We start from the raw sequence: 21,110 nt of genomic DNA, 5'->3' as shown, positions 1-21,110 counted from the left end.
AGATACATCTTAACTGATTTTACTTAAAATTTCCAGTTAATTTTATTTTTTTCCTTCTCATGGATAAATTTAAGTATTTTTTCCACGACTTGTGTGATATTCAAGGACGTCGTATCCAATAAAATAGCATCACTTGCTTGAGTCAATGGTGATATTTCACGATGTGAGTCTTTATAATCACGTGCTTTTATTTCGTCCTCTAAGGTTTGCATAGAAGTTTCTATACCCTTAGAGATATTTTCCTTGTAACGACGCACTGCCCGTTCATGAACACTGGCCACTAAAAAGATTTTAACTTCAGCTTGAGGCAAGACTGTTGTTCCAATATCTCTTCCGTCCATGACGATGGCACCTGCTGAAGCAATTTCTTGTTGCCGCTTCGTCATTTTTTCTCGGACACTAGGCTGTGCTGAAACCAAGGAAACTTGATTGGTTATTTCTGGAAAACGGATCTGTTTCGTTATGTCTTCTCCGTTGACAATTACTAATTGTTCCGGATCGGCAGGAATAAACTTTAGATCAAACTGTGTCAGCATTTTTTTTAAAGCGACATCATCATCTAATTGTACTCCTTGCTTTAAAGCAGCATACGTAACAGCACGATACATTGCACCTGTATCACAATAAATATAATCTAATTTTTTTGCTACGAGTTTAGCAACGGTACTTTTTCCTGCCGAAGCAGGCCCATCAATTGCAATCTGCATCTTTGTTGACATTATTCTCCTCCGCACTTTTCAAACTAATTATGTATTATGAATTGCCAATGAACTTGAATTGTAGTGATAATTAGTTTTTAAATTATAAAATCCGTTAGCATATTAAAAATATAAATCTAAACAAATAAATAGAGGCCGGTTCATTGAAAACGACCTCTCACTTATATTACTTGATTCGGATCCGTTGTCCCGGATTGATCGTGGAACCCGAAGTCAACCCCGGATTAAGTTGGATCAATTCGTTAACTGAAAGACCATTATTTGCTGCAACACGGTACAAGCCTTGACCTGCATCAACGGTCACATATGAACCATCTTCAGATGATTGCGCCGAACTGCTGCTTTGAGCCTCCGAATCAGAAGACTGTTGTTCAGCAGACTCAGAGATTGCTGAAGAAGTCTCTTGAGCTGCAGAAGATTCAGCCGGGGCATTTTCTTTAACACTGCTGGATTGGGCTAAAGTTTTTGAACCCTTTTCAGCTACAGTCTTTTTATTTGTTTTCTTTTTTGCAGTTTTTGTTTTTTTCTTTGATGAAGAAATTACCTCAACTTGATCATCACTATTTAAAGTTTTATTAGACGAAGTTTTTTGTGAAATGAAATAAAGTGCGATAGTTCCAATAATGATAATCAAAAAAATAACCAACAAAGAACTAGTCAAAACAGTATTACTTTTATTGTTACGCCGTGTTACCGACCGTGAATAATTACCGCTGCTGTCTTTTTCCTCTTCAAAGGTACTTTCCCAAGGTTTTTTTGTATGTTGATCACTTTTTTTGCTCATAGATCACACCCCCTTAAACTGACTCATAAATATTTTACCATAGTTATTTTTTTTTAAAAAGAAATGGGTCGGTAAAAATGATATTAAACAGAAAATAATAAAGCTTTAAACTAAATTAAGAGCCATACATTACTATTGCAGATATTTCTAATAATTATTGAATAATTTTTTTAAAATAGTCTGATAACTTTTCGGACTATCATTTTTCTGATGTTTAATAGGCGATGGCTGAGAACCAAAAAGCAGTCGCAGATCAAGCGACTGCTCCGCTAATTGGCAACACTTATTGTCATGTTTGACATGTTGATCTTCATCAAAATAATTTAGAATAAAATTGCGTTTACAGTTTTCCAAATTTACATATGTTAACATTTGTTGGATCGCCTGTAATTTTTCAGTACGGCGTTGCGCGAAAATATGACTCATTTGCGTAAAATCGATCCCCATTTGTTGATAGCGCAAAACTAACTCAGCACTTTCATTTTCCCGGCTCATTTTTTCTAGCAGTTCGGGAAATTTCTGATAAGTTTCTAATTCATCGGCATTTGGCAAAGAACTGAATGCTAACCTTCTTTGCAAAAACTGGTCATTTTCACTAAATAAGATAATTGCAATACTTTGTTTGCCGTCACGCCCCGCTCTGCCGATCTCTTGCACATAACTTTCGAGATCTTGTGGCATATGATAATGAATCACGAAGCGAATATCACTTTTATTAATTCCCATTCCGAATGCTGAAGTTGCACAGATCAGGTCTAAGCGTCCGCTTAAAAATTGCTGCTGAACTGCATAGCGTTCACTAAAAGACAGTCCAGCATGATATGAACCGACCCTCAAACCAGTCTTATTTTTTAGTAATTCACAGACTTTATCACATTGTTTTTTACTGGAAAAATAAACTAGACCTGGTGCACGTAATTTTTGGACTAATTTGATCAAGTGCTGATTTTTGTCATTCTCGTTGATGGTTTTTTCAGCCGCTAAAAAAATATTAGGACGATCAACTGAGTGTTTGACCACTTGAGCATTAGCGGGGAGTCTTAGTAGTGTGACAATATCTTTTAAGACTCTATTAGTTGCTGTGGCTGTAACGGCTAAAGTTAGCGGGTCCCCTAATCGATGTCTGATTTTGCCTAGTTGCAAATAATCTGGACGGAAATCGGGCCCCCAAGCAGAAATACAATGGGCTTCATCGATTACCAGTAGACCAATCTTAATATGGTCAAAAGCCTTGATCACATCTTCATTACGCAACATTTCAGGAGCTAAATAAATAAATGAGTATTGTCCCAGACTCTTCAATACTTGCTGTTTTTCTTGAAATTTTAAATTAGAATTAATAGCAACAACTCTCTTTTCGCCATTTAGTCGCAACTGCTCAACTTGATCTTGCATCAACGACAACAAGGGAGAAACGACCAGAACAGTTTGCTGGGTATATTTACCAAAAAATTGATAACATAACGATTTACCCGTTCCAGTAGGCAAAACTGCGACCGTAGATCTGGCTTTAAGCAAGTTAGTGATCACGTCTTTTTGTCCCGGTTTAAAAGTTGAAAAGCCAAAAGTTTCTTTCAAATACGCATATAGTTCTTTATTTGTACTCAATTGTTTTGTGACTCCTCTTGATAGCAAACAATCTATATTTAAAAAATGATATCTGATCTTGAAATTGACCAACTAATTTGTACTGCCATTGATCGATATCTGACGGTAATAAATCAGTGAGCTCCTTTTCTTCTGTGGAATTTAGAAATAATGAGTAAGGAAAGTTTTTTTCTATGATCGCGGCATTCAACAAATGTTCGCAAATCGTGCTTTCTTTTAGCTGTGTTTGTTGCGCCATGTCTGCAATACTTACCCCGTTCAAAGCCTGCTTTAATGCAGCGCGGCTTTTGTCAAATAAGGAGTTTTTAATTTTGAAATGTTCAATTATGCTGCATAATGGTGACCTAACCTTGATCAAGTGTAAGGCGAAACGGCTAGACAAATCTAGAAAAATGGTTTCGATCTCAAGTTGTGATAATCCACTCTGCTTAGCAAGTTGTTCCGTAGTAGCAGGGACAGTATTATGGCCTGCAAATTGGGAACAAAAAATCCATGCAGTAAGTGGTTTCTCTTGTTGCAAAAAATTTGTTAATTCTTTGAGCAGATTTTCTTGTAAGAAGTTCATGCTATAATGTTTGAGCCATTTTTTAATCACAACTTGACATTCAAAATTATCTACAGCAACGTAATAGCGTGAATTACCCCAACTAGCTTCTGAAGCGACTTGAACAAGCAGTCGGATCATCCATATAAGATCAGGTATCCTGTACACATTAAAAAGTTCCGGGCAAGTTAAAGTTTGACGCTTTTTTAAGACATCCTTCTTTGCAAGACCTAGTTCAGTCAAAATGACTGTGCCATTATTATTGCGATTTAAGTATTTCTTTTTGCATAAAAGATCTATCTGCCGGTCGAAATGGACTGTATCTAATTGCGGACAAACGTTAATATGATCTAAGATCTGATAACGCATTCCCCAAAAAAGAGCTGAATTTGACAAACGTTTAGTCAGTATCTGTCGAATAACAGCTGGGCGTCTGGCTTGTTTTGCAGAGAAAAAGATCAACCATTCTTCAGCTTTTAATTCTGCCATAAGAGTGCCTCCGATAATTAACCTTTTTATTTTTTAGCGACCATTTTTTTAAGCGCCGTGATCTCCTGATTCGTTAATTTGCGAAAATCGCCAGAAGTTAAACCATCTAGATTTAAGAAACCATAAGTTTCCCGCTTCAATTTTTCGACAGGGTGTCCAACGCTCTTAAGCATCCTTTTGACCTGATGATATCTCCCTTCATGTATGGTCAACGAAACGAGCGCAGTATTTTTTTTCTTGTCGACCGACATCAACTTAGTTTTAGCTGGCGAGCTCTTATGTGTCTTGTCTAGTAAAACACCGTGTCTCAAACGCTCCAACTCATTACTTTCGGGAATACCTTTCACCTTAGCAACATATGTTTTGTTGACATGATATCTAGGATGCATCAATTTATTAGCCAGATCACCGTCATTAGTCATCAAAACTAGCCCAGAAGTGTCATAATCTAATCTGCCGACTGGATAGATCCGTTGTGGAATATCTTGAAAGAAGTCGGTGACTACTTTTCTATTTTTGTCATCTTTAGCTGCTGAGATCACTCCCCGTGGCTTATAGAGAATAAAGTACACTTTTTGGTCACTTTGTTCTAGTAAATGACCGTCAACTTCAACAGCATCTTCTCCGCTAACTTTTACACCTAATTCAGTCACAGTTTTCCCGTTCACACGAACGCGGCCCTCTATGATCATTTTTTCGCTCGCTCTTCTTGAGGCTACACCTGCGTTAGCCATTACTTTTTGTAATCTTTCAGTCATTGTCTTCTTCCCTTTTTCTTGACTCGTCAGAGGCGACGGTCTTTTCAAACAGCCCCATTAAATTGTCGACATTAAAAGCTTTCTCAGGGTCTCCCTGCTTAATTTCAGGTAGTTGCTCTAAACTAGTCAACCCAAAATAGTTTAAAAACTCTTCTGTTGTTCCATATAAAATTGGTCTTCCAGGTGCCTGAGACCTTTCACGTTCCTCTACCAGATCAAAAGCGGTCAATTTTTGCAGCATTCCGCTCGATTGTACCCCGCGGATCTCATCGATCTCAGTTCGCGTAATTGGCTGCTTATACGCAACGATCGCCAATGTTTCAAGTGCCTGAGTCGATAATGTTGTCATCGTAGGTGATTCAAAATAATTTTTGACCAGCGACGCAAAAGCTTTCTTTGTCGTTAACTTGAAATGATCGCCCGTTTGATAGAGTTGAAAACTGCAGGATTTATCACTTGTATATTTTTCTTGCAGTTTATTTAATTGTTCTAAGACAGCGGGTTTCATAATACCACAGAGTTGAGCAAGCTCAGCAACTGTGATTCCTTCATTACCGCTAACAAAAATTAAACTTTCGATTTTTGCTTGATTTGATAGCATTTTTAAACACCACTTACCATTTTGATTTCTTCAAAATTACCATTCTGAGTCATTTGTATCTTGCCCTTCTTAACTAATTCCAGCAAAGCTAAAAAAGTAGTTACATATAATTCGATCTCAAACTCAGAATGGAAAAGTTCATTAAAAATAACTGGTTTACCTGCTTGTTTTACTTTTTGATTCAGGCGCACCATTTCATCTTTGATGGAGTATTTATCGTTGGTGACACTTCTATAGATCGGAGTACTTTTTTCACGCCTGACCAGAACTTTACTAAAAGCTTGAGCCAGTTGCGTTATGTTGGCCGAATGCCCGGAAAGCTTGCCTAATTGAGCATCACTTGGCACAAGCGCAGTATCACGTTCAAAGTGCTGTGACCGTTCTTCATACTTTTCTTGTAGTTGGCCAGCTGCTTTTTGATATAGTTGATGTGTTAGTAATTGCTTGACTAAAACATCACGTGGATCTTCTTCTAAGTCGGTAGCTGCATCATCTATTTCTTCGTCTTCATTATGATGAGAAGGCAAGAGCATTCTGCTTTTGATATTTAACAACATTGCAGCAGTAACAAAATACTCCCCAGCGATATCTAGCTCCATTTTCTTCATGTGATGGAGATAGTCAATGTACTGAGAAGTTATTTCTGTCATTGGAATATCATAAATATCCATTTCATTTTTCTTGATCAGATGCAGTAATAAATCTAATGGTCCCTCAAAATCAGCAATTTTAAAAGTTAATTTATCAAACGTCTGCATCTCTTTTACTTCTTTTTTAGTCTTCATGGTTTTTTTCCCACTTTGTTAGCAAAGGTGCAACTTCAAAACTACCCATCATTTTGTGTTCAGGATAGCGTTGTGCAAGAGCTGAAAACATAGCAAAACTTACACCTTCTTCACGATACTGAGGAGAAACAGCAACATGACGGACCATTATGATCTTATCGTCAATTTCTGCACCAATAATCCCGCAAAAATCACCGTCTTCGTTTTTCCATAAAAACAAGCAACGATCATCTTGAGATTCATACCATTCAACTTCTGTCGAAAGTCGAGATACTTCTTTTAAATTAGGAATAAAAGAAAGTAATCCCATTGCAATTTTCTTATAACCACTTTTATATTTATAAAGCATCTAATTCCCCCGCGCTTTTTTTACATTATATGTCAGACTATCACATTTGATAAAGTAAAACAAATTTCAGAAAATTTAAATATCGCAAGAAATTTTTTACTGTTTGCTCATTTTCAGGTATGAATCTAAGCACGTGGATGTGTCTTATTATAAACTTCGCTTAATCTACGTTTGGACAAATGAGTATAAATTTGGGTAGTAGAGATGTCAGAATGGCCTAATAATTCTTGCACGATCCGCAGATCTGCACCATTCTCTAAAATATGAGTTGCAAAAGAATGACGCAGAGTATGTGGAGTAATATTTTTTGTGATCCCAGCTTTTTGGACTTGTATCTTTAAATTTTTCCAGATTCCTTGGCGTGTCAACTTATTACCATGGAAATTTAAAAACAAAAAATCTGTTCGTTTTTCTTTCAGAAGACTTGGACGTCCGTGCTCCAAATATTCATTGACCCAGTGTGCAGCGGTATCCCCGATCGGCACGATCCGTTCTTTTTGTCCTTTACCGATCGTTTTTATCAATCCGACCGGCAAATGAAGATCAGACAACCTCAAGTTGATCACTTCACTAACACGAAGGCCAGTCGCATACATCAATTCTAAAATTGCACGGTCTCGCACACCTAAAGCACTGCTAACGTTTGGCGTTTTTAATAAAGTATCCACTTCTGTCCGAGAAAGGACCTCTGGCAAATGTTTTTCTTGTTTAGGAGTATCGATCAATGCCATCGGGTCATCAATAACGATATTTTCATGAACAAGGTAGGAATAAAAACGACGTAAACTTGTCACACTTCGAATGATCGTAGAATTCGCTTTTTTGGCACTGGTTTCCAGATGCAAGTACGCTGTGATATCGCTTCTTTTAACTTCAGAAAAACTTGTAAAACTCTGATCTTTCAGATACTGAACAAATTGTTCCAGATCGTTATGATAGCTTGCTACTGTATTTGCAGAAAGCCCCCGCTCAACGGTCAAATAATGTAAATAATCATTAACTATTTCGTTGATGACCTTCATCCCCCATTAGCTGTTCATTCTGACAATCTTTGCAAAGTCCTAAAAAAGTTAACCGATGGTCAGAAACCTTGAAGTGATACTTTCTAAAAACTAATTTTTCGACGTCGTTCAACAGATCCTCGTGGATCTCTATGGTTTTACCACACTGGGTGCATACCAAATGATGGTGAAAATGGTTTGGATCTTCAGTTCGAAGATCGTAACGGGCAACTCCATCTTCAAAGGAGATCTTAGTCAATAGATTAAGATCCGTTAAAATATCCAAGGTTCGATAAACAGTAGCTAATCCAAATGAAAAGGAAGCACGTAAAAGCTCAATATATATTTCTTCAGCAGATAAATGTTCTTGGTGATGATCCAACAACACTTTAACGATTGCTTGCCGCTGTGGAGTCAATTTAAAGCCTGCGTTATGCATACAATTTTGAATTTTAGACATTTCATTATTTGTATCCACTGCAATGCCCCTTTCTCCAACATTAGTCATTCAAATAAATTTTGCCATCTTCTTGCCTAGCAGCACCAGCCTTAAGCAGATGACCCAAAGCACGTTTGAATTGGCCTTTGCTGATCCCAAAATAATCTTTGATTTCTTCCGGACTGCTTTTATCGGAAAAATTCAACACACCAGATGAGTGCTGCAAAGCAGCTAAAATCATTTGTGCATCGTCGCCAATAACTTCATACGCCCTTGGTTTCAATGAAAGGTTGAGCGTTCCGTCTTCTCTGACCCCAATTACTCTAGCATCCAAAACTTGGCCTAATCGTGGTTCTTCGTTCCGTTGTGATGGGTAAATAAAACCAAGACAGTAATCTTTGGTCAAAACACGAGTTCCGACTTTTTTCAGACGGTAGGCAACACACTTCACATCCTGATTGCGCATCGCTGAGGTTGCTTTTTGACTGATCCCTTGAAACATGGTTTCTGTTGCTAAATCACCCCAAAGTCGCCCTTTTTTATCGACTTTTAGTTCGATCATTAAGCGATCATCTTTTTTAGGCCAAATTTCTCGCTGTTCAGGTAAATCATCTAATGACACGACAATATCCTTGTTCGGCAAACCAATATCCACAAAGACACCGAGATCGCGTTGAACTGATACGACTGTCCCCCATGCATAACGGCCAATGCCTGTCTTAGGAGTATTTTTAGTTAATTGTAAATGGTGATTTTCATTTTCATAAGCAAATCCCGTTAACTTGCTCCCAATTTTAGGCAATTTTTTTAGCTCAGATTTCGCAGTTCGAAATGTTTCTCCTTCGATCTGAGAATATATATATTTATCATTTTCATCAGTAACATCAGCGGTCACTATTTTTCCCAGAATATCTTTTTTCATAATGAATTCTTCCCTCATTTAAAACTTAAGCCAAGTAATGTAATAATACAATATGTCATACCACTTGCAATAACAGGACCAGCGGCAACTCCACGCAAGAAGACGACCCCACAAATCGTGCCAAAAACTAACGCAACAGTTACTTGTGGTGAAGCTGAAAGTTGGTCGACACCATACCGCGAAAGAACAGCCACTGCTACACCGGCCGCAATTGCGATCCATCCAGCAGGTGATTTAAAAACACTGATCAAATCGCTAAACTTAATTTCACCAGTGGCGATAGGTACTAAAATTGCGATCGAAATAATAGTAACTCCCCAATTGATACCCTTGCTTTGAATAGTTGGCAACCATTTTGCCGCAAAGGGCAACGCTTTGATAATCATTACCACTCCAGCAGCGATAATCAGCGAGGTGTTTTTCCCCAAAAAAGCAATTGCCAATATTAATAACAAAAATAACCAACTCTCCATTATCTATATCATCCTAACTTTAAAGCTTCTCTTAAACATTGTAACGGATTAACGACTAAAAAGCGAATTCTACTTTGCTATTTAGTCCTTAATGAAAAATATTTTGACCTTAGAGCCCCTTGCACTTTTTGAACAAAAAAAGTGATTCGAAACCAAAAAGTTTCAAATCACTTCTCACAAACATGGTGTTTGTTAAAGTTATTTAATTTTAAAGTGCATTAGAAGCACCATGGTAAACAATTCCACGACGTGAATCAACAGTAACAACTTCACTTTCTGATACTAATGATGTTGCGTTATGAGCACCAACAACAACTGGAATACCCATAGAAATACCAACAACAGCAGCATGCGAAGTTAAACCACCGTTTTCAACGATCAATGCAGAAGCTTTTTCAATAGCTGGAAGGTAATCTTTGTCAGTATTCTTTGTAACAAGAATACAGCCTTCAACAGCCTTGTCATTAGCTTCTTTAGCCGATTCAGCTATAACAGCCTTACCAATAACTGTTTCATCACCAACGCCCTGTCCATCAACGATTTTTGAACCGATCAATTGAATCTTCATCACGTTAGTAGTACCCTTCTCACCAACAGGAACACCAGCAGTGATCAAGATCAAGTCGCCTTCCTTGGCAAAACCTTCAGCCTTAGCTTTTTCAGTAGCTAAAGCAAACATTTCGTCAGTTGAAGCTGGTGTATCAGCTAAGACAGGATGAACACCCCAGTTAATTGATAAACCACGACGTGTCCGTTCGTCAAAAGTTACGGCCAAGATATTTGCATCTGGACGATATTTAGAAATTAAACGAGCAGTATGACCCGATTTTGTGGCTGCAACGATTGTTTTGATGTTCAAGTTGTCTGCTGTTTCAGCAACGGAACGAGCAACAGCCTCAGTTACATCTGTTTTGTCGAAATCGTTGATCGAGAAACTCTTGTGTTGACGCAAAGTGTTTTCTGCCTTAACGTCGATCCGTGCCATTGTAGCAACAGATTCTACAGGGTAATCACCATTTGCTGATTCACCTGAAAGCATAGTCGCATCAGTACCATCAAAAACGGCATTAGCAACATCGGAGGCTTCGGCGCGTGTAGGACGAGGATTCTCTTGCATGGAATCAAGCATTTGTGTAGCAGTTATAACGGGCTTGCCAACAGCGTTACACTTCTTGATCAAACTCTTTTGTACCAAAGGAACATTTTCGACTGGAATCTCAACACCCATGTCACCACGAGCAACCATCAAGCCATCAGAGACCTTTAAAATTTCATCAAAGTTGTCAATACCCTCTTGTGATTCAATTTTAGGGAAAATCTGAACATGCTCCATATGTTTTTCTTCTAATAACTCACGAATATCTAAGACATCTTGAGGCTTACGAACAAAGGACGCAGCGATAAAATTGATCTCATGGTCTAACCCAAACCGGATATCATTGGAATCTTTTTCAGTAATACCAGGTAAATTAATTGAAACGCCAGGAGCATTTACACCCTTTTTAGAGCCTAAAATCCCGTCATTAAGGACTTTACATACAAGTTCCTTATTTTCATCATCCTTTTTTTCAATCTGCATGTCGATCAAGCCATCGTCAAACAAAACATGGCCGCCTTCATGAACATCATCATATAAACCAGGATAAGTTACGGCAATTTTTTCATGCGTTCCTTCAATAGAATCATCCATCGAAATCCGTACTTCATCACCGATCTCAAATGAGAGCTTTCCTTCTTTTTGAGCAGTAGTCCGGATCTCAGCACCCTTAGTATCCAACATACAACCGACCATCTTACCAGTGATCTTTTCAGCCTGTGTAACTAAGTTCATTCTGCTTAAATGTTCCTCATGGTCACCATGGGAAAAGTTAAAGCGAAATACATTAGCACCTGATTCGATCAACTTCACAATTGTATCTAAATCATTACTAGCTGGTCCAAGTGTACTTACGATCTTGGTCTTTTTCATTATAAGTTACCTCTCCTTTGGAAAATAAAGTATTGTAAAATTACTTAAAATAACTAAGAACTCAATAGATTGAGTGTATTAACTATGGTCAGTTAAAATCTGACGCGGTCATTTAACTCTAATAGAGTAAGATCAGTCTGATGCTTATGATTTTCAAGAGTATCAATGATCTCTTTTGCAACAAGCTTGTTGTCATGAACTCCTAGCGCTAAGCCACCCTTTCCCTCGAGGAGCAACCGAACAGCATAATCTCCAAGTTGTGTAGCAAAGACACGATCCTTGGCTGTAGGCTGGCCGCCTCGTTGAACGTGGGCTAGCGTTACTGCACGACTATCAAAGTCACCATGCTTGTCAAGTTCTTCTTTGAACTTCTGAGCCGACATAACACCTTCAGCAATCACGATCAATCCATGACCCTTACCGTTTTCACGGTTCTTAGTCAACTTATCAGCGATCCCCTGAATGTCATATTTATGCTCGGGAATAACAATTGCATCTGCACCAGTAGCGATCCCTGCCCATAAAGCAATATCACCCGCGCCACGTCCCATAACTTCCACAATGAAAGTTCTTTGATGAGAAGTTGCCGTATCATTGATCTTATCGATCGCATCAACAGCGACATTGACAGAAGAATCAAAACCGATCGTAAAATCAGTTCCGGGGATATCGTTATCGATAGTTCCGGGGATACCGATGGAATTGAAACCATGCTGCGTCAAACGCTCTGCTCCGTGATATGAACCATCACCACCGATGACAACTAAAGCATCGATCCCGAATTTCTTTAGTTGGTCAATACCCTTTAACTGGTATTCCTTCTCAGCAAATTCAGGGAAACGTGCTGAATACAAGATCGTACCGCCACGTTTGATGATGCCATCGAGCCGGTCAAGGTCCAAGAGTTCAATATTTCCTTCGACCAAACCTTTATAACCATAATTAATTCCATATGCTTCCAAGCCAGCAAAGTTGGCTGAACGAGCAACCGCGCGGATCGCAGCATTCATACCTTGAGAATCTCCACCACTTGTCAAAATGCCAATGCGTTTCATAGTTTCACCTCATGTAAAGTTTCTATTGTACTACATTCTCCAATGTTCATAGTATCACTTTTCACAGACATTGTCTTGTATATTTCAAAAAAATTATGAATTTTTTCATGTAATTTACATCTATTTTCATTATTTCAAAACAACATTACTTTCGCCTAATAGCTTGATAACTTCCTGTTGTGCTCTATCATCAGTACTGAGCCAAAGCTCTTCACTCAATAGGACCTTACGATTTGAATGTTCATCATAGACGATCACTGGTACTTTTCCATGAAAAACTTCGAGCAATCTTTTCAATTCTTGCTTTTTCTGGACAGAACTCCCGTTGGGTAAGCGAAGAAAGTAACGCTGCTTAATCACATCCTGAGCTAGATTTAGGGAGCTGACTAATAACTGGAGTCCTCGCCGTTCTTCTACTTTACCCTTGACCATCACTACTACACCTTCAGATAATTTAGACCCATACTGCCGAAACTGCTGGGGAAAAACAGTGAGATCGATCGTTCCAGTTTCATCGTCGGCCGTGACAAAAACCATTTGCTCACCTTTTTTTGTTCGGATGGTCTTTATTTTCTTTACATAAACAATAGTAGTAACACTTTGTCCTGCCCGGATCTCGCTAACCTTAGCGGTGTGGTATGTCTGCATTAAATTGGGAAATTTTTCGACTGGATGTCCTGATAAAAAGGCACCTAAATAATAATTTTCTTTGTTAAGTCGTTCTTCTTCCGATAATTCAGGCACAGTTTCTTCAGCCTTAGGCGCTAACATTTCAAATAATTCAACATTAGCACCACTCAATTCAGCATTTTTCAGCATTTTAGGCAATTGGTCAAGCAATTTTGCCCGTGAAGGTTCTAATTCATCAAAAGCTCCGCTATAAATCAACGCCTCAATACCTTCCTGCTTTAAAAACTCTGCTGGGATCCGCTGTAAAAAATTATTAAAAGTGCGATAAGGCCCATGAGCTTTTCTTTCCTGAATGATTGCATGCACGAAATTTCGCCGAACTGTTTTTATACAACCCAAGCCAAAATAAATGGCATGGTTTTTTAAAATAAAATAAATTTCACTTTCATTGATTGCTGGTGCGTGGACTTTGATCTGACGGCTTTTAGCTTCCGTAAGATATGTCTTGATCTTCTTGTCTGAACCGATCACAGAGTTTAATAATGCTGCATAAAAAGCTGCCGGATAGTGGCATTTTACATAAGCTAATTCAAAAGCCATTTTAGAATATGCAACCGCATGAGAGCGATTAAAGCCATAATCACCAAAACGGCTAATATAGTCATAAACTTTCTCAGCTGTTTGAGAGTCAAACCCTTTGCTGGTAGCTCCATTAATAAATTTTTGCTGCATCTCAGAGATCACGTCATGTTTCTTTTTACTCATCGCACGTCGTAAAAGATCGGCCTGACCAAGAGAAAAAGCGCCCATCGCTGAAGCAACTTGCATGACCTGCTCTTGATAAACCATGATCCCATATGTCGGTTCGAGAATTTTTTTCAAAGAAGGATCAGGGTAAGTCACTCGCCTTTGTCCATGCTTACGCGCAATAAATTCATCGATATTATTCATTGGTCCCGGCCGATATAAAGCATTAACGGCTGCAATGTCTTCAAATGAAGTTGGAACCAACTTTCTGAGAACATTACGGATACCATCAGATTCAAACTGAAAAACACCATTCGTGTCTGCCTTTTGAAAGAGGGCCAATGTCGGTGGATCTTTAAGATCTATCTGATGAATATCTAATTTTTGCTGACAGCCAATGGCAATAAAACGCAATGAATTTTCTAAAATCGTTAAGTTACGCAAACCAAGAAAATCCATTTTTAATAAGCCAACTTCTTCCACCTGATCTTTAGCAAACTGCGTAACCAGCATTTCATCAGGTCCCAATTGAACAGGAACTAGGTCTGAGAGTTTTTGTTCACTTAAAATCACCCCAGCAGCATGTAAAGAATAATGACGCGGCAGGCCTTCCAAGTGTGTGGCTGTTCTATAAATCAGTTCGTTTTTTTGACTATCTGCAACTAAGTTCTGTAATCTTTGTGATTTTTGATAGGCTTCTGCAAGTGTAATATGCAAAACTGACGGGATTGCTTTACTCCATTGGTCCATTTCATAAGTTGTTTCACCCATCACACGACCCACATCACGCAGCGCCTGTTTAGCTGCCAGGGTACCAAAAGTAATGATTTGTGCCATTTGCTCGTGACCGTACTTTTTATGAACATATTTTATGACCTGATCACGTTTTAAATCAGGAATATCTAAGTCGATATCTGGCATTTGCACGCGCTCTTCATTCAAAAACCTTTCAAACAGTAGATTATATTGTATAGGATCCACGTCAGTGATCATTAAAGTATAAGCGACTAATGAACCAGCTGCAGATCCTCGTCCTGGGCCGATCATTATTTGATGTTCATGCGCGAAATGAGTAACATCCCAGACTACTAAAAAATAGTCATCAAATCCCATACGCTCAATGACGGCTAACTCATGATCCAAACGTTTTTGGTAAGGTTTTAAATTCCCGATCTGGTTTTCTTGGGCCCTCTTTTTTAATCCAGCTTGACATAATTCTTGCAGGTACTGGGCTGAAGTATAACCTTTAGGTGTTTTGAAACGCGGCAATCGAGTCGGTGGAAACTCAATTTGGATGTCGACTTGGTCCACGATCTGCGTTGTATTTTGAAAGGCATCTTCTAATCCGGACTTCCGATATTCCTGCAGAAATTCTTGCGGAGACTTCAAAAAATGCAGTCCATCCTGTTGATGTGTTAATTCAGAACTAGTCATTTTTTTACCGAGTCTAATAGAGTTCAAGACTGAAACTTCAAAATTTTGTTCTGGTCGTAAATATTTTAGAGGAGAAGCTGCCACAATGTTCAAGTTAAGTTCTTTTGCCAAGGCACGAAGATCGATCACTAACTGATCTTCCATGTGCATACTGACTCCTAAAAATAAACTGTTAGGCTCACAGATTTCTTTGATCTTAGTGAGTTCCGTTTTAGCTCCAGTGAAGTTATGACTATGCAATGCTTCAAGCACTAAACTGTTCTTAGTTGGTGTGATCACAAAAAGTTCATGTAAGAGCGGTGCAATTTCTGTCAATAAAAGACGATCTCCGTTTGGATCATCAGGATCTTTCGTCATTTTTAGGCTCGAAAGTTTCATTAAATTATGGTAACCCTGGTTGTTTTTGGCTAACAAGATCACATCATTGGCCGTTTGCTTTTGTCTTGTATCATTTAATTGCAAAGTTAGGCCCAACAATGGTTTAATATGATATTTTCGACAGGCTTTGTAAAAATCTAAAACGCCATACATAACGTTAATGTCAGTTATAGCTAGGGCTTGATAACCCATTTCACTTGCTTTTTTTACTAAATCTGAAATTTTAAGTGGACTTTGCAGCAAACTATAACAACTAATGACCTGAAGCGGACTAAACATTATGCTTCCCCCTTCCCTTTCTATTTGTTAAATCAATTATACTCAAATTCTTAATGACCTTCAAAAACATTTACCATTTTAGATGCACTAATTTAAGTTTATTGTCCGAATATCTCCTTGTAAGATGCACATGCATTGCACAAGAGCAGGACCAACCAAATTTTGCACTATAATTCTGAAAAGAGAGTCTGTTAGTGCTGTCTACTTGAACCAAAAGTCTGCGCCTACTGTTTTTAAAAAGCTATGTTTATTTTTTTATTTTTGTGCTAAACTACTAGGTAATGAGAGGTGAAGGAAATGCTTAAACAACTCGCTTTGCTCTTTTGGAGTGCAATTTATGGTCTTGTTTTGGGCTATATTGTTTCTGCTTTAGGTGGTGGGGCTTTCAATGTTTCAACCGCTGTTGTGATTTCAATGATTGGTGGTTTTGTTGTCATTAATTTGATTGCACCAATGTTAAAACCAAAAAATTATAAATCGGGTAGGAGATAGTTCACACTATCGACCTCCCACACCACCGTACGTACGGAACCGTATACGGCGGTTCAACAACTTAAGCTTTTGCTTGAATAGACTGGTACAGTTTGGACAGATTTATTAGCCCACGCTGTGCCAGTCTTTTATTAGTTATGGTCATCAACAGTGTTTTACTGTGCGCGTTGCGCCAGTATCCCTTACGAGTATTGACGTAGATTTTCGCCTGTTTGGGTGTCAAGCCTAGTTTAATCAATGCTTTATAACGGGTTCCGATATTCTTCCACTGTTTCCAGATATACTGGCGGATGCGCGAGCGCAACCATTTGTCTAGTTGTTGGAGAAAGATTTTCATCTTCCCAATGGAATAATATTGGATCCAGCCCTGCATTTTCTGCTTAATTTCATGCAGGATCCTATCAAGGCTGACGCCTCGGCTTCTCTTGGTGATTCTTGTCAATTCCTGTTTAATTCTCTGTTTAGGTTTTTGCTGAGGACGCGGGTAGGCGCTATTGCGTCCCACACCCAGAGAAAAACCTAGAAACTTCAGTCTTAGTGGAGAACCGACTTGCGTCTTTTCTGCATTCACTTCAACTTTGAGTTCCTTTTCTAAAAACTGGGTGATGCTTTTGAGAACCCGTTCACCCGCACGCTTACTTTTAACATAGATATTACAGTCATCCGCATAGCGTACAAATTTATGTCCTCTTCTGGTCAATTCTTTGTCCAGCTCGTTCAGATAAATATTTGCTAGTAATGGTGAAATATTGCCACCTTGCGGTGTACCTTTAGCGGACTTCTCGAAAAATCGACCATTCATAACACCACTCGTCAAGAACTTACGAATCAAATGCAAGACCCATGGCTCACTAATGTAATTTTCAACAAATTTAATTAGTAAATCATGGTTCACATTGTCAAAATAGGACTTTAAATCAAGGTCGACCACGTAGTGATAACCCTGATTATAATAAGCAACCACCTTTTTCACAGCACTTTGTGCACTGCGGTGTGGTCGAAAACCATAACTATTATCTGAGAATACTTTTTCAAAAATAGGAGACAGTTGCTGTTGTAACGCCTGTTGAACCACACGGTCAACGACCGTTGGGATTCCTAACTGACGTTTCGAACCATCTGGCTTAGGAATCTCAACTCGTTTGACAGGTTGGGGTTCATAGCTTTCGGTTCGCAAGGCCTCGATTAGTTTTACGTTATTCTCTTTCAAGTATGGGCCAAGTTCCTCAACGGACATGCCGTCAATTCCTCCAGCCCCTTTATTACGCTTGACATGGACAAAGGCCCGATTTAAATTATTCCGGTCTAAGACCTTCTCACGTAATAAGCCATTTTGAGTTCTCTTTTCACCAGAAACAACGCTACGCGCTCCTGTTTGCTCTGACCCTTCCAGGGTTACCCTCCGCAGGTAGTCAGCTTTATTTTCTGTTTTCTGCGATTGTCGTATTGTTTCCACCTCCAGGATGAATCAAAATTATTGTTGTTCAGCCCTTCACCATTACTGGCTACTATGGCCTCGGCTGACTTCTGTCATGGACAACTCAACATTACTATTGAGCCTGTTCCTGCCAGAAATAACTTCCAGCTTGAGAGAACTACCATGACAGACCTCCCCGGGTAAGAGCAGTAGCTTTCGCATCAAACCGTTGGCTTTACTGTGACGGTTTCGAGTGGTCAGGGACTTCGATTTGTTAAGCAATCTCATCCCACCGTTTCCAGCCTTTTAGCCACTTCTTGTTCATCGATTCGATGTTTCGTCTAGGACTTCCTTCAGATTCTACCTCACGATAGACACCCTTGTCTTCGACTCGTGATACCGGCCACTACGGCTCACAGCGGACTTACACCGCCTAGTTACTGCCCATGCCGGGCGCACCCAAATAAAAAAGCGTTGCACTTCTAACAACGCTTTTTGTTTGGCTTTTTTACAAATTTTTAACGTCCCTTATGATTTTGTTTCCACTTTTTCTTGGGAATCAAAAATCAAGTTTTCCTGCTCACCCAAACTAATCTCAACCGTTGAACCCGGCATGATCTTACCAGCTATGATCTGCTTAGCTAACGGTGTTTCAACATAATCAGTGATGAATCTTTGTAGTGGCCGTGCCCCATACGCAGGTTCATAGCCATTCTTTGCTAACCATTCTTTTGCTGGATCAGTAATCGTTAAGTTGATGTTTTGGTCGTCCAAACGATCTGACAATAAGCCGATAAACTTGTCTACGATTTGTTTGATAGCAGTCATTGATAATGGAGTAAACATAATAATGTCGTCTACCCGGTTTAAAAACTCAGGCTTAAAATGTTCCTGCGCTAATTTCATAACTGCAGCATGGGTTTTAGCGGAAATTTTACCATCTTCTGAAACTTGATCTAACAAAATATCTGAACCTAGATTAGATGTCATGATCATGATGGTGTTTTTGAAATCAACTGTTCGTCCTTGACTATCGGTTAACCGACCATCATCTAATACTTGCAACAAAATATTAAAAACGTCAGGATGAGCCTTCTCAATTTCATCTAATAAAATAATGGTGTATGGATTACGACGCACGGCTTCGGTCAGCTGACCTCCTTGTTCATAACCTACATATCCAGGAGCAGCACCAACTAAGCGGCTAACCGAGATTTTATCCATATATTCACTCATATCTAAACGGACCATGTGTTTTTCTGAATCGAATAGGTTTTCAGCCAAGGCTTTGGCTAATTCTGTTTTACCTACACCGGTCGGGCCGAGAAACATAAAAGAACCGAGTGGCTTCGAAGGATCTTGTAAACCAGCACGTGAACGTAAAACTGCATCCGAAACTGCATCTACAGCTTCACCTTGGCCAATGATCCGCTGATGCAAGCTATCTGATAAATGAAGTAATTTTTGTCGCTCGCCTTCCACTAACTTAGACACTGGCACACCGGTCGAACGGCTTACAACTGCCGCAATTTCGTTTTCAGTAACTGACTCTTCCACTAACCAGTCATCGGGGCGATCACTCTTTTCTAAATCTGCTAATTCTTTTTCAAGTCGTGGAATAGTTCCATGTTGTAATTTAGCTGCTTTTTCTAAATCATACTGGCTTTCAGCATCTTCCAACTGATGTTTAGCGCGATCAATCTCAGACTTTTTGTCGCTGACTTTCTTAATATCTTCTTTTTCGCTTTCCCACCGCATTTTTAGCCGGTTGTCTTTTTCGTGTTCATTGGCTAATTCCTGCTGTAGTTCGGCCAAACGTTTTTTCGATGCTTCATCAGTTTCTTTCTTTAGCGCTGCTTCCTCAATTTCAAGTCTCATGACCGTTCGATTGACCTGATCTAGTTCAGTCGGTACAGAATTCATTTCGACACGGATCTCAGCACATGCTTCGTCAACTAGGTCGATTGCTTTATCAGGTAAAAAACGATCCGTAATATAACGATCTGAAAGTGTAGCTGCCGCAACCAAAGCACTATCATGGATCCGCACGCCATGGTGGATCTCATATCTTTCACGCAAGCCGCGTAAAATAGCTATCGTATCATCAACTGTCGGTTCCTGAACAAGGACCTTCTGGAAACGACGTTCAAGTGCTTTATCTTTTTCTAAATTCTCACGATATTCATCCAAAGTAGTGGCACCGATCAAATGCAGTTCTCCTCGGGCTAACATTGGTTTTAAAAGATTACCCGCGTCCATACTGCCTTCTGTTTTTCCTGCACCAACAATATTGTGAATCTCATCGATGAATAAAATGATTTGGCCTTCACTTTTCTTTACTTCTTTGAGAACTGATTTAAGACGTTCTTCAAATTCGCCACGGTATTTGGCTCCTGCTATCAAAGCACCCATATCTAAAGAAAAGATAGTTTTATCTTTTAAATTAGCCGGCACATCATTTTTAACGATCCGTTGTGCTAGTCCTTCAATGATCGCTGTTTTACCAACACCAGGTTCACCGATCAAAACCGGATTGTTTTTGGTTTTGCGTGAAAGGATCCGGATCACATCTCTGACCTCTTCGTCACGACCAATGATTGGATCTTGTTTGCCGGAACGTGCTTCTTTAACTAAGTCAATCCCATATTTTTCTAATGCCTTATATTGTGCTTCCTGGTCTTTAGATGTCACGTGTTCTCCCCCTCGCAAATCAGCAATAACTGCTTGTAACTTTTTCTCAGTAAGTCCGTTTTGCTTTAAAAATTCCGTTAACGGATGATATTTCAATTGCATCAATGCCAAAACAAGTGTGTCGATCGCAATATATTCATCACCCAGCTTTTGTTTTAACTGGTCAGCATTTTGCAGTAAGTGAGCTAAGTTTTGGCTGATTGATTGACCGTAGGTTACATTCCCCGACACCACAGCAATTTTGTCCAGCTCTTGATCGATTTCTTTTTCAAAAGCAGCAACATTAAGGCCTGCCTTTTGATATAAATCAGCTGCAAATTCGCCAGGTTGAATCAGAAATTTAAATAAATGGGCAATATCGATCTCCTGGTGCTTCCGAGTTATCGCTATTTGTTGTGCCTGACCGATTGCTTCTTGCACCGCATTTGTTAAGCTGTCGTTATTCATATCCCTTATCCCTCCTTGTAAATTTTTACTTGTTTTAAGAAGATTTATTTTTGATAATTTAGCAATTTATTTTGCTACTTTCTATTATACAAGATATAA

At 39.1% G+C, this 21,110-nt stretch carries 18 protein-coding genes; 1 reads left to right on the top strand and 17 read right to left on the bottom strand.

Annotated features, from left to right (window positions below; all coding sequences use genetic code 11):
* Positions 1 to 23: 23 nt before the first annotated feature.
* The 15 genes from cmk to dnaE form a co-directional block, all read right to left on the bottom strand.
* Positions 24 to 719: a (d)CMP kinase gene (cmk, locus tag BQ5903_RS06090; protein WP_056972380.1), complete on the bottom strand. Its 696-nt coding sequence runs from the start codon at positions 717 to 719 to the stop codon at positions 24 to 26.
* Between the two features lie 166 nt (positions 720 to 885).
* Positions 886 to 1,503 (bottom strand): SAG1386/EF1546 family surface-associated protein, encoded by a 618-nt coding sequence (locus BQ5903_RS06085; protein ID WP_010494088.1) that lies wholly within the window; start codon positions 1,501 to 1,503, stop codon positions 886 to 888.
* A 147-nt stretch (positions 1,504 to 1,650) separates the two neighbouring features.
* Positions 1,651 to 3,111 (bottom strand): RecQ family ATP-dependent DNA helicase, encoded by a 1,461-nt coding sequence (locus BQ5903_RS06080; protein ID WP_079579139.1) that lies wholly within the window; start codon positions 3,109 to 3,111, stop codon positions 1,651 to 1,653.
* Positions 3,098 to 4,144 carry a helix-turn-helix domain-containing protein gene (locus BQ5903_RS06075; RefSeq protein WP_079579137.1) on the bottom strand — a complete coding sequence of 349 codons (1,047 nt, stop codon included), beginning with the start codon at positions 4,142 to 4,144 and terminating at the stop codon, positions 3,098 to 3,100. The genes BQ5903_RS06080 and BQ5903_RS06075 overlap by 14 nt, the downstream gene beginning before the upstream one ends.
* Before the next feature lie 26 nt (positions 4,145 to 4,170).
* Positions 4,171 to 4,902, bottom strand: a complete 732-nt coding sequence (locus BQ5903_RS06070) for a pseudouridine synthase (protein WP_010494082.1) — start codon at positions 4,900 to 4,902, stop codon at positions 4,171 to 4,173.
* A complete protein-coding gene (gene scpB / locus BQ5903_RS06065) occupies positions 4,895 to 5,503 on the bottom strand; it encodes an SMC-Scp complex subunit ScpB (RefSeq protein WP_056988042.1) in 609 nt (202 codons plus the stop codon). Before scpB ends, BQ5903_RS06070 begins: the two co-directional genes overlap by 8 nt.
* Positions 5,504 to 5,505: 2 nt before the next feature.
* Positions 5,506 to 6,288: a segregation and condensation protein A gene (locus BQ5903_RS06060; protein WP_010494078.1), complete on the bottom strand. Its 783-nt coding sequence runs from the start codon at positions 6,286 to 6,288 to the stop codon at positions 5,506 to 5,508.
* Positions 6,278 to 6,637, bottom strand: coding sequence for a GNAT family N-acetyltransferase (locus BQ5903_RS06055; RefSeq protein ID WP_010494077.1), 360 nt, complete (start codon positions 6,635 to 6,637; stop codon positions 6,278 to 6,280). The genes BQ5903_RS06060 and BQ5903_RS06055 overlap by 11 nt, the downstream gene beginning before the upstream one ends.
* Positions 6,638 to 6,762: 125 nt before the next feature.
* Positions 6,763 to 7,659 carry a site-specific tyrosine recombinase XerD gene (gene xerD / locus BQ5903_RS06050; protein ID WP_010500066.1) on the bottom strand — a complete coding sequence of 299 codons (897 nt, stop codon included), beginning with the start codon at positions 7,657 to 7,659 and terminating at the stop codon, positions 6,763 to 6,765.
* A complete protein-coding gene (locus tag BQ5903_RS06045; RefSeq protein ID WP_172823832.1) occupies positions 7,634 to 8,146 on the bottom strand; it encodes a Fur family transcriptional regulator in 513 nt (170 codons plus the stop codon). Before BQ5903_RS06045 ends, xerD begins: the two co-directional genes overlap by 26 nt.
* A complete protein-coding gene (locus tag BQ5903_RS06040) occupies positions 8,139 to 8,999 on the bottom strand; it encodes a CvfB family protein (RefSeq protein ID WP_010494066.1) in 861 nt (286 codons plus the stop codon). The genes BQ5903_RS06045 and BQ5903_RS06040 overlap by 8 nt, the downstream gene beginning before the upstream one ends.
* Positions 9,000 to 9,013: 14 nt before the next feature.
* Positions 9,014 to 9,472 (bottom strand): DUF441 domain-containing protein, encoded by a 459-nt coding sequence (locus BQ5903_RS06035; RefSeq protein ID WP_010494063.1) that lies wholly within the window; start codon positions 9,470 to 9,472, stop codon positions 9,014 to 9,016.
* 208 nt (positions 9,473 to 9,680) lie between these two features.
* Positions 9,681 to 11,441, bottom strand: a complete 1,761-nt coding sequence (gene pyk, locus BQ5903_RS06030; RefSeq protein WP_079579135.1) for a pyruvate kinase — start codon at positions 11,439 to 11,441, stop codon at positions 9,681 to 9,683.
* Positions 11,442 to 11,533: 92 nt separating this feature from the next.
* A complete protein-coding gene (gene pfkA, locus BQ5903_RS06025) occupies positions 11,534 to 12,496 on the bottom strand; it encodes a 6-phosphofructokinase (protein WP_010494052.1) in 963 nt (320 codons plus the stop codon).
* A 129-nt stretch (positions 12,497 to 12,625) separates the two neighbouring features.
* Entirely contained in the window at positions 12,626 to 15,964 is a 3,339-nt protein-coding gene (gene dnaE / locus BQ5903_RS06020; protein WP_079579133.1) for a DNA polymerase III subunit alpha, read from the bottom strand.
* A 297-nt stretch (positions 15,965 to 16,261) separates the two neighbouring features.
* Between dnaE and BQ5903_RS06015 the strand changes: the two genes are divergently transcribed.
* Complete coding sequence (locus BQ5903_RS06015) at positions 16,262 to 16,456, top strand: YjzD family protein (RefSeq protein ID WP_056988043.1); 195 nt, start codon at positions 16,262 to 16,264, stop codon at positions 16,454 to 16,456.
* A 61-nt stretch (positions 16,457 to 16,517) separates the two neighbouring features.
* On the opposite strand, the gene ltrA is transcribed toward BQ5903_RS06015, so the two are convergent.
* Positions 16,518 to 17,903, bottom strand: a complete 1,386-nt coding sequence (ltrA, locus tag BQ5903_RS06010; protein ID WP_079579662.1) for a group II intron reverse transcriptase/maturase — start codon at positions 17,901 to 17,903, stop codon at positions 16,518 to 16,520.
* A 498-nt stretch (positions 17,904 to 18,401) separates the two neighbouring features.
* Positions 18,402 to 21,011 (bottom strand): ATP-dependent chaperone ClpB, encoded by a 2,610-nt coding sequence (gene clpB / locus BQ5903_RS06005; protein WP_056988197.1) that lies wholly within the window; start codon positions 21,009 to 21,011, stop codon positions 18,402 to 18,404.
* Between the last annotated feature and the right edge of the window lie 99 nt (positions 21,012 to 21,110).

Source organism: Ligilactobacillus acidipiscis, assembly GCF_900116935.1.
Lineage (GTDB): Bacteria > Bacillota > Bacilli > Lactobacillales > Lactobacillaceae > Ligilactobacillus > Ligilactobacillus acidipiscis.
This window is presented reverse-complemented; position numbering and strand designations above follow the sequence as displayed.

What these genes read in the sequence shown, in the direction of transcription:
- cmk (WP_056972380.1), bottom strand. Translation starts at nt 719, where the DNA reads ATGTCAACAAAGATGCAGATTGCAATTGATGGGCCTGCTTCGGCAGGA.
- BQ5903_RS06085 (WP_010494088.1), bottom strand. Translation starts at nt 1,503, where the DNA reads ATGAGCAAAAAAAGTGATCAACATACAAAAAAACCTTGGGAAAGTACC.
- BQ5903_RS06075 (WP_079579137.1), bottom strand. Translation starts at nt 4,144, where the DNA reads ATGGCAGAATTAAAAGCTGAAGAATGGTTGATCTTTTTCTCTGCAAAA.
- BQ5903_RS06070 (WP_010494082.1), bottom strand. Translation starts at nt 4,902, where the DNA reads ATGACTGAAAGATTACAAAAAGTAATGGCTAACGCAGGTGTAGCCTCA.
- scpB (WP_056988042.1), bottom strand. Translation starts at nt 5,503, where the DNA reads ATGCTATCAAATCAAGCAAAAATCGAAAGTTTAATTTTTGTTAGCGGT.
- BQ5903_RS06060 (WP_010494078.1), bottom strand. Translation starts at nt 6,288, where the DNA reads ATGAAGACTAAAAAAGAAGTAAAAGAGATGCAGACGTTTGATAAATTA.
- BQ5903_RS06055 (WP_010494077.1), bottom strand. Translation starts at nt 6,637, where the DNA reads ATGCTTTATAAATATAAAAGTGGTTATAAGAAAATTGCAATGGGATTA.
- xerD (WP_010500066.1), bottom strand. Translation starts at nt 7,659, where the DNA reads ATGAAGGTCATCAACGAAATAGTTAATGATTATTTACATTATTTGACC.
- BQ5903_RS06045 (WP_172823832.1), bottom strand. Translation starts at nt 8,146, where the DNA reads ATGACTAATGTTGGAGAAAGGGGCATTGCAGTGGATACAAATAATGAA.
- BQ5903_RS06040 (WP_010494066.1), bottom strand. Translation starts at nt 8,999, where the DNA reads ATGAAAAAAGATATTCTGGGAAAAATAGTGACCGCTGATGTTACTGAT.
- BQ5903_RS06035 (WP_010494063.1), bottom strand. Translation starts at nt 9,472, where the DNA reads ATGGAGAGTTGGTTATTTTTGTTATTAATATTGGCAATTGCTTTTTTG.
- pyk (WP_079579135.1), bottom strand. Translation starts at nt 11,441, where the DNA reads ATGAAAAAGACCAAGATCGTAAGTACACTTGGACCAGCTAGTAATGAT.
- pfkA (WP_010494052.1), bottom strand. Translation starts at nt 12,496, where the DNA reads ATGAAACGCATTGGCATTTTGACAAGTGGTGGAGATTCTCAAGGTATG.
- dnaE (WP_079579133.1), bottom strand. Translation starts at nt 15,964, where the DNA reads ATGTTTAGTCCGCTTCAGGTCATTAGTTGTTATAGTTTGCTGCAAAGT.
- BQ5903_RS06015 (WP_056988043.1), top strand. Translation starts at nt 16,262, where the DNA reads ATGCTTAAACAACTCGCTTTGCTCTTTTGGAGTGCAATTTATGGTCTT.
- clpB (WP_056988197.1), bottom strand. Translation starts at nt 21,011, where the DNA reads ATGAATAACGACAGCTTAACAAATGCGGTGCAAGAAGCAATCGGTCAG.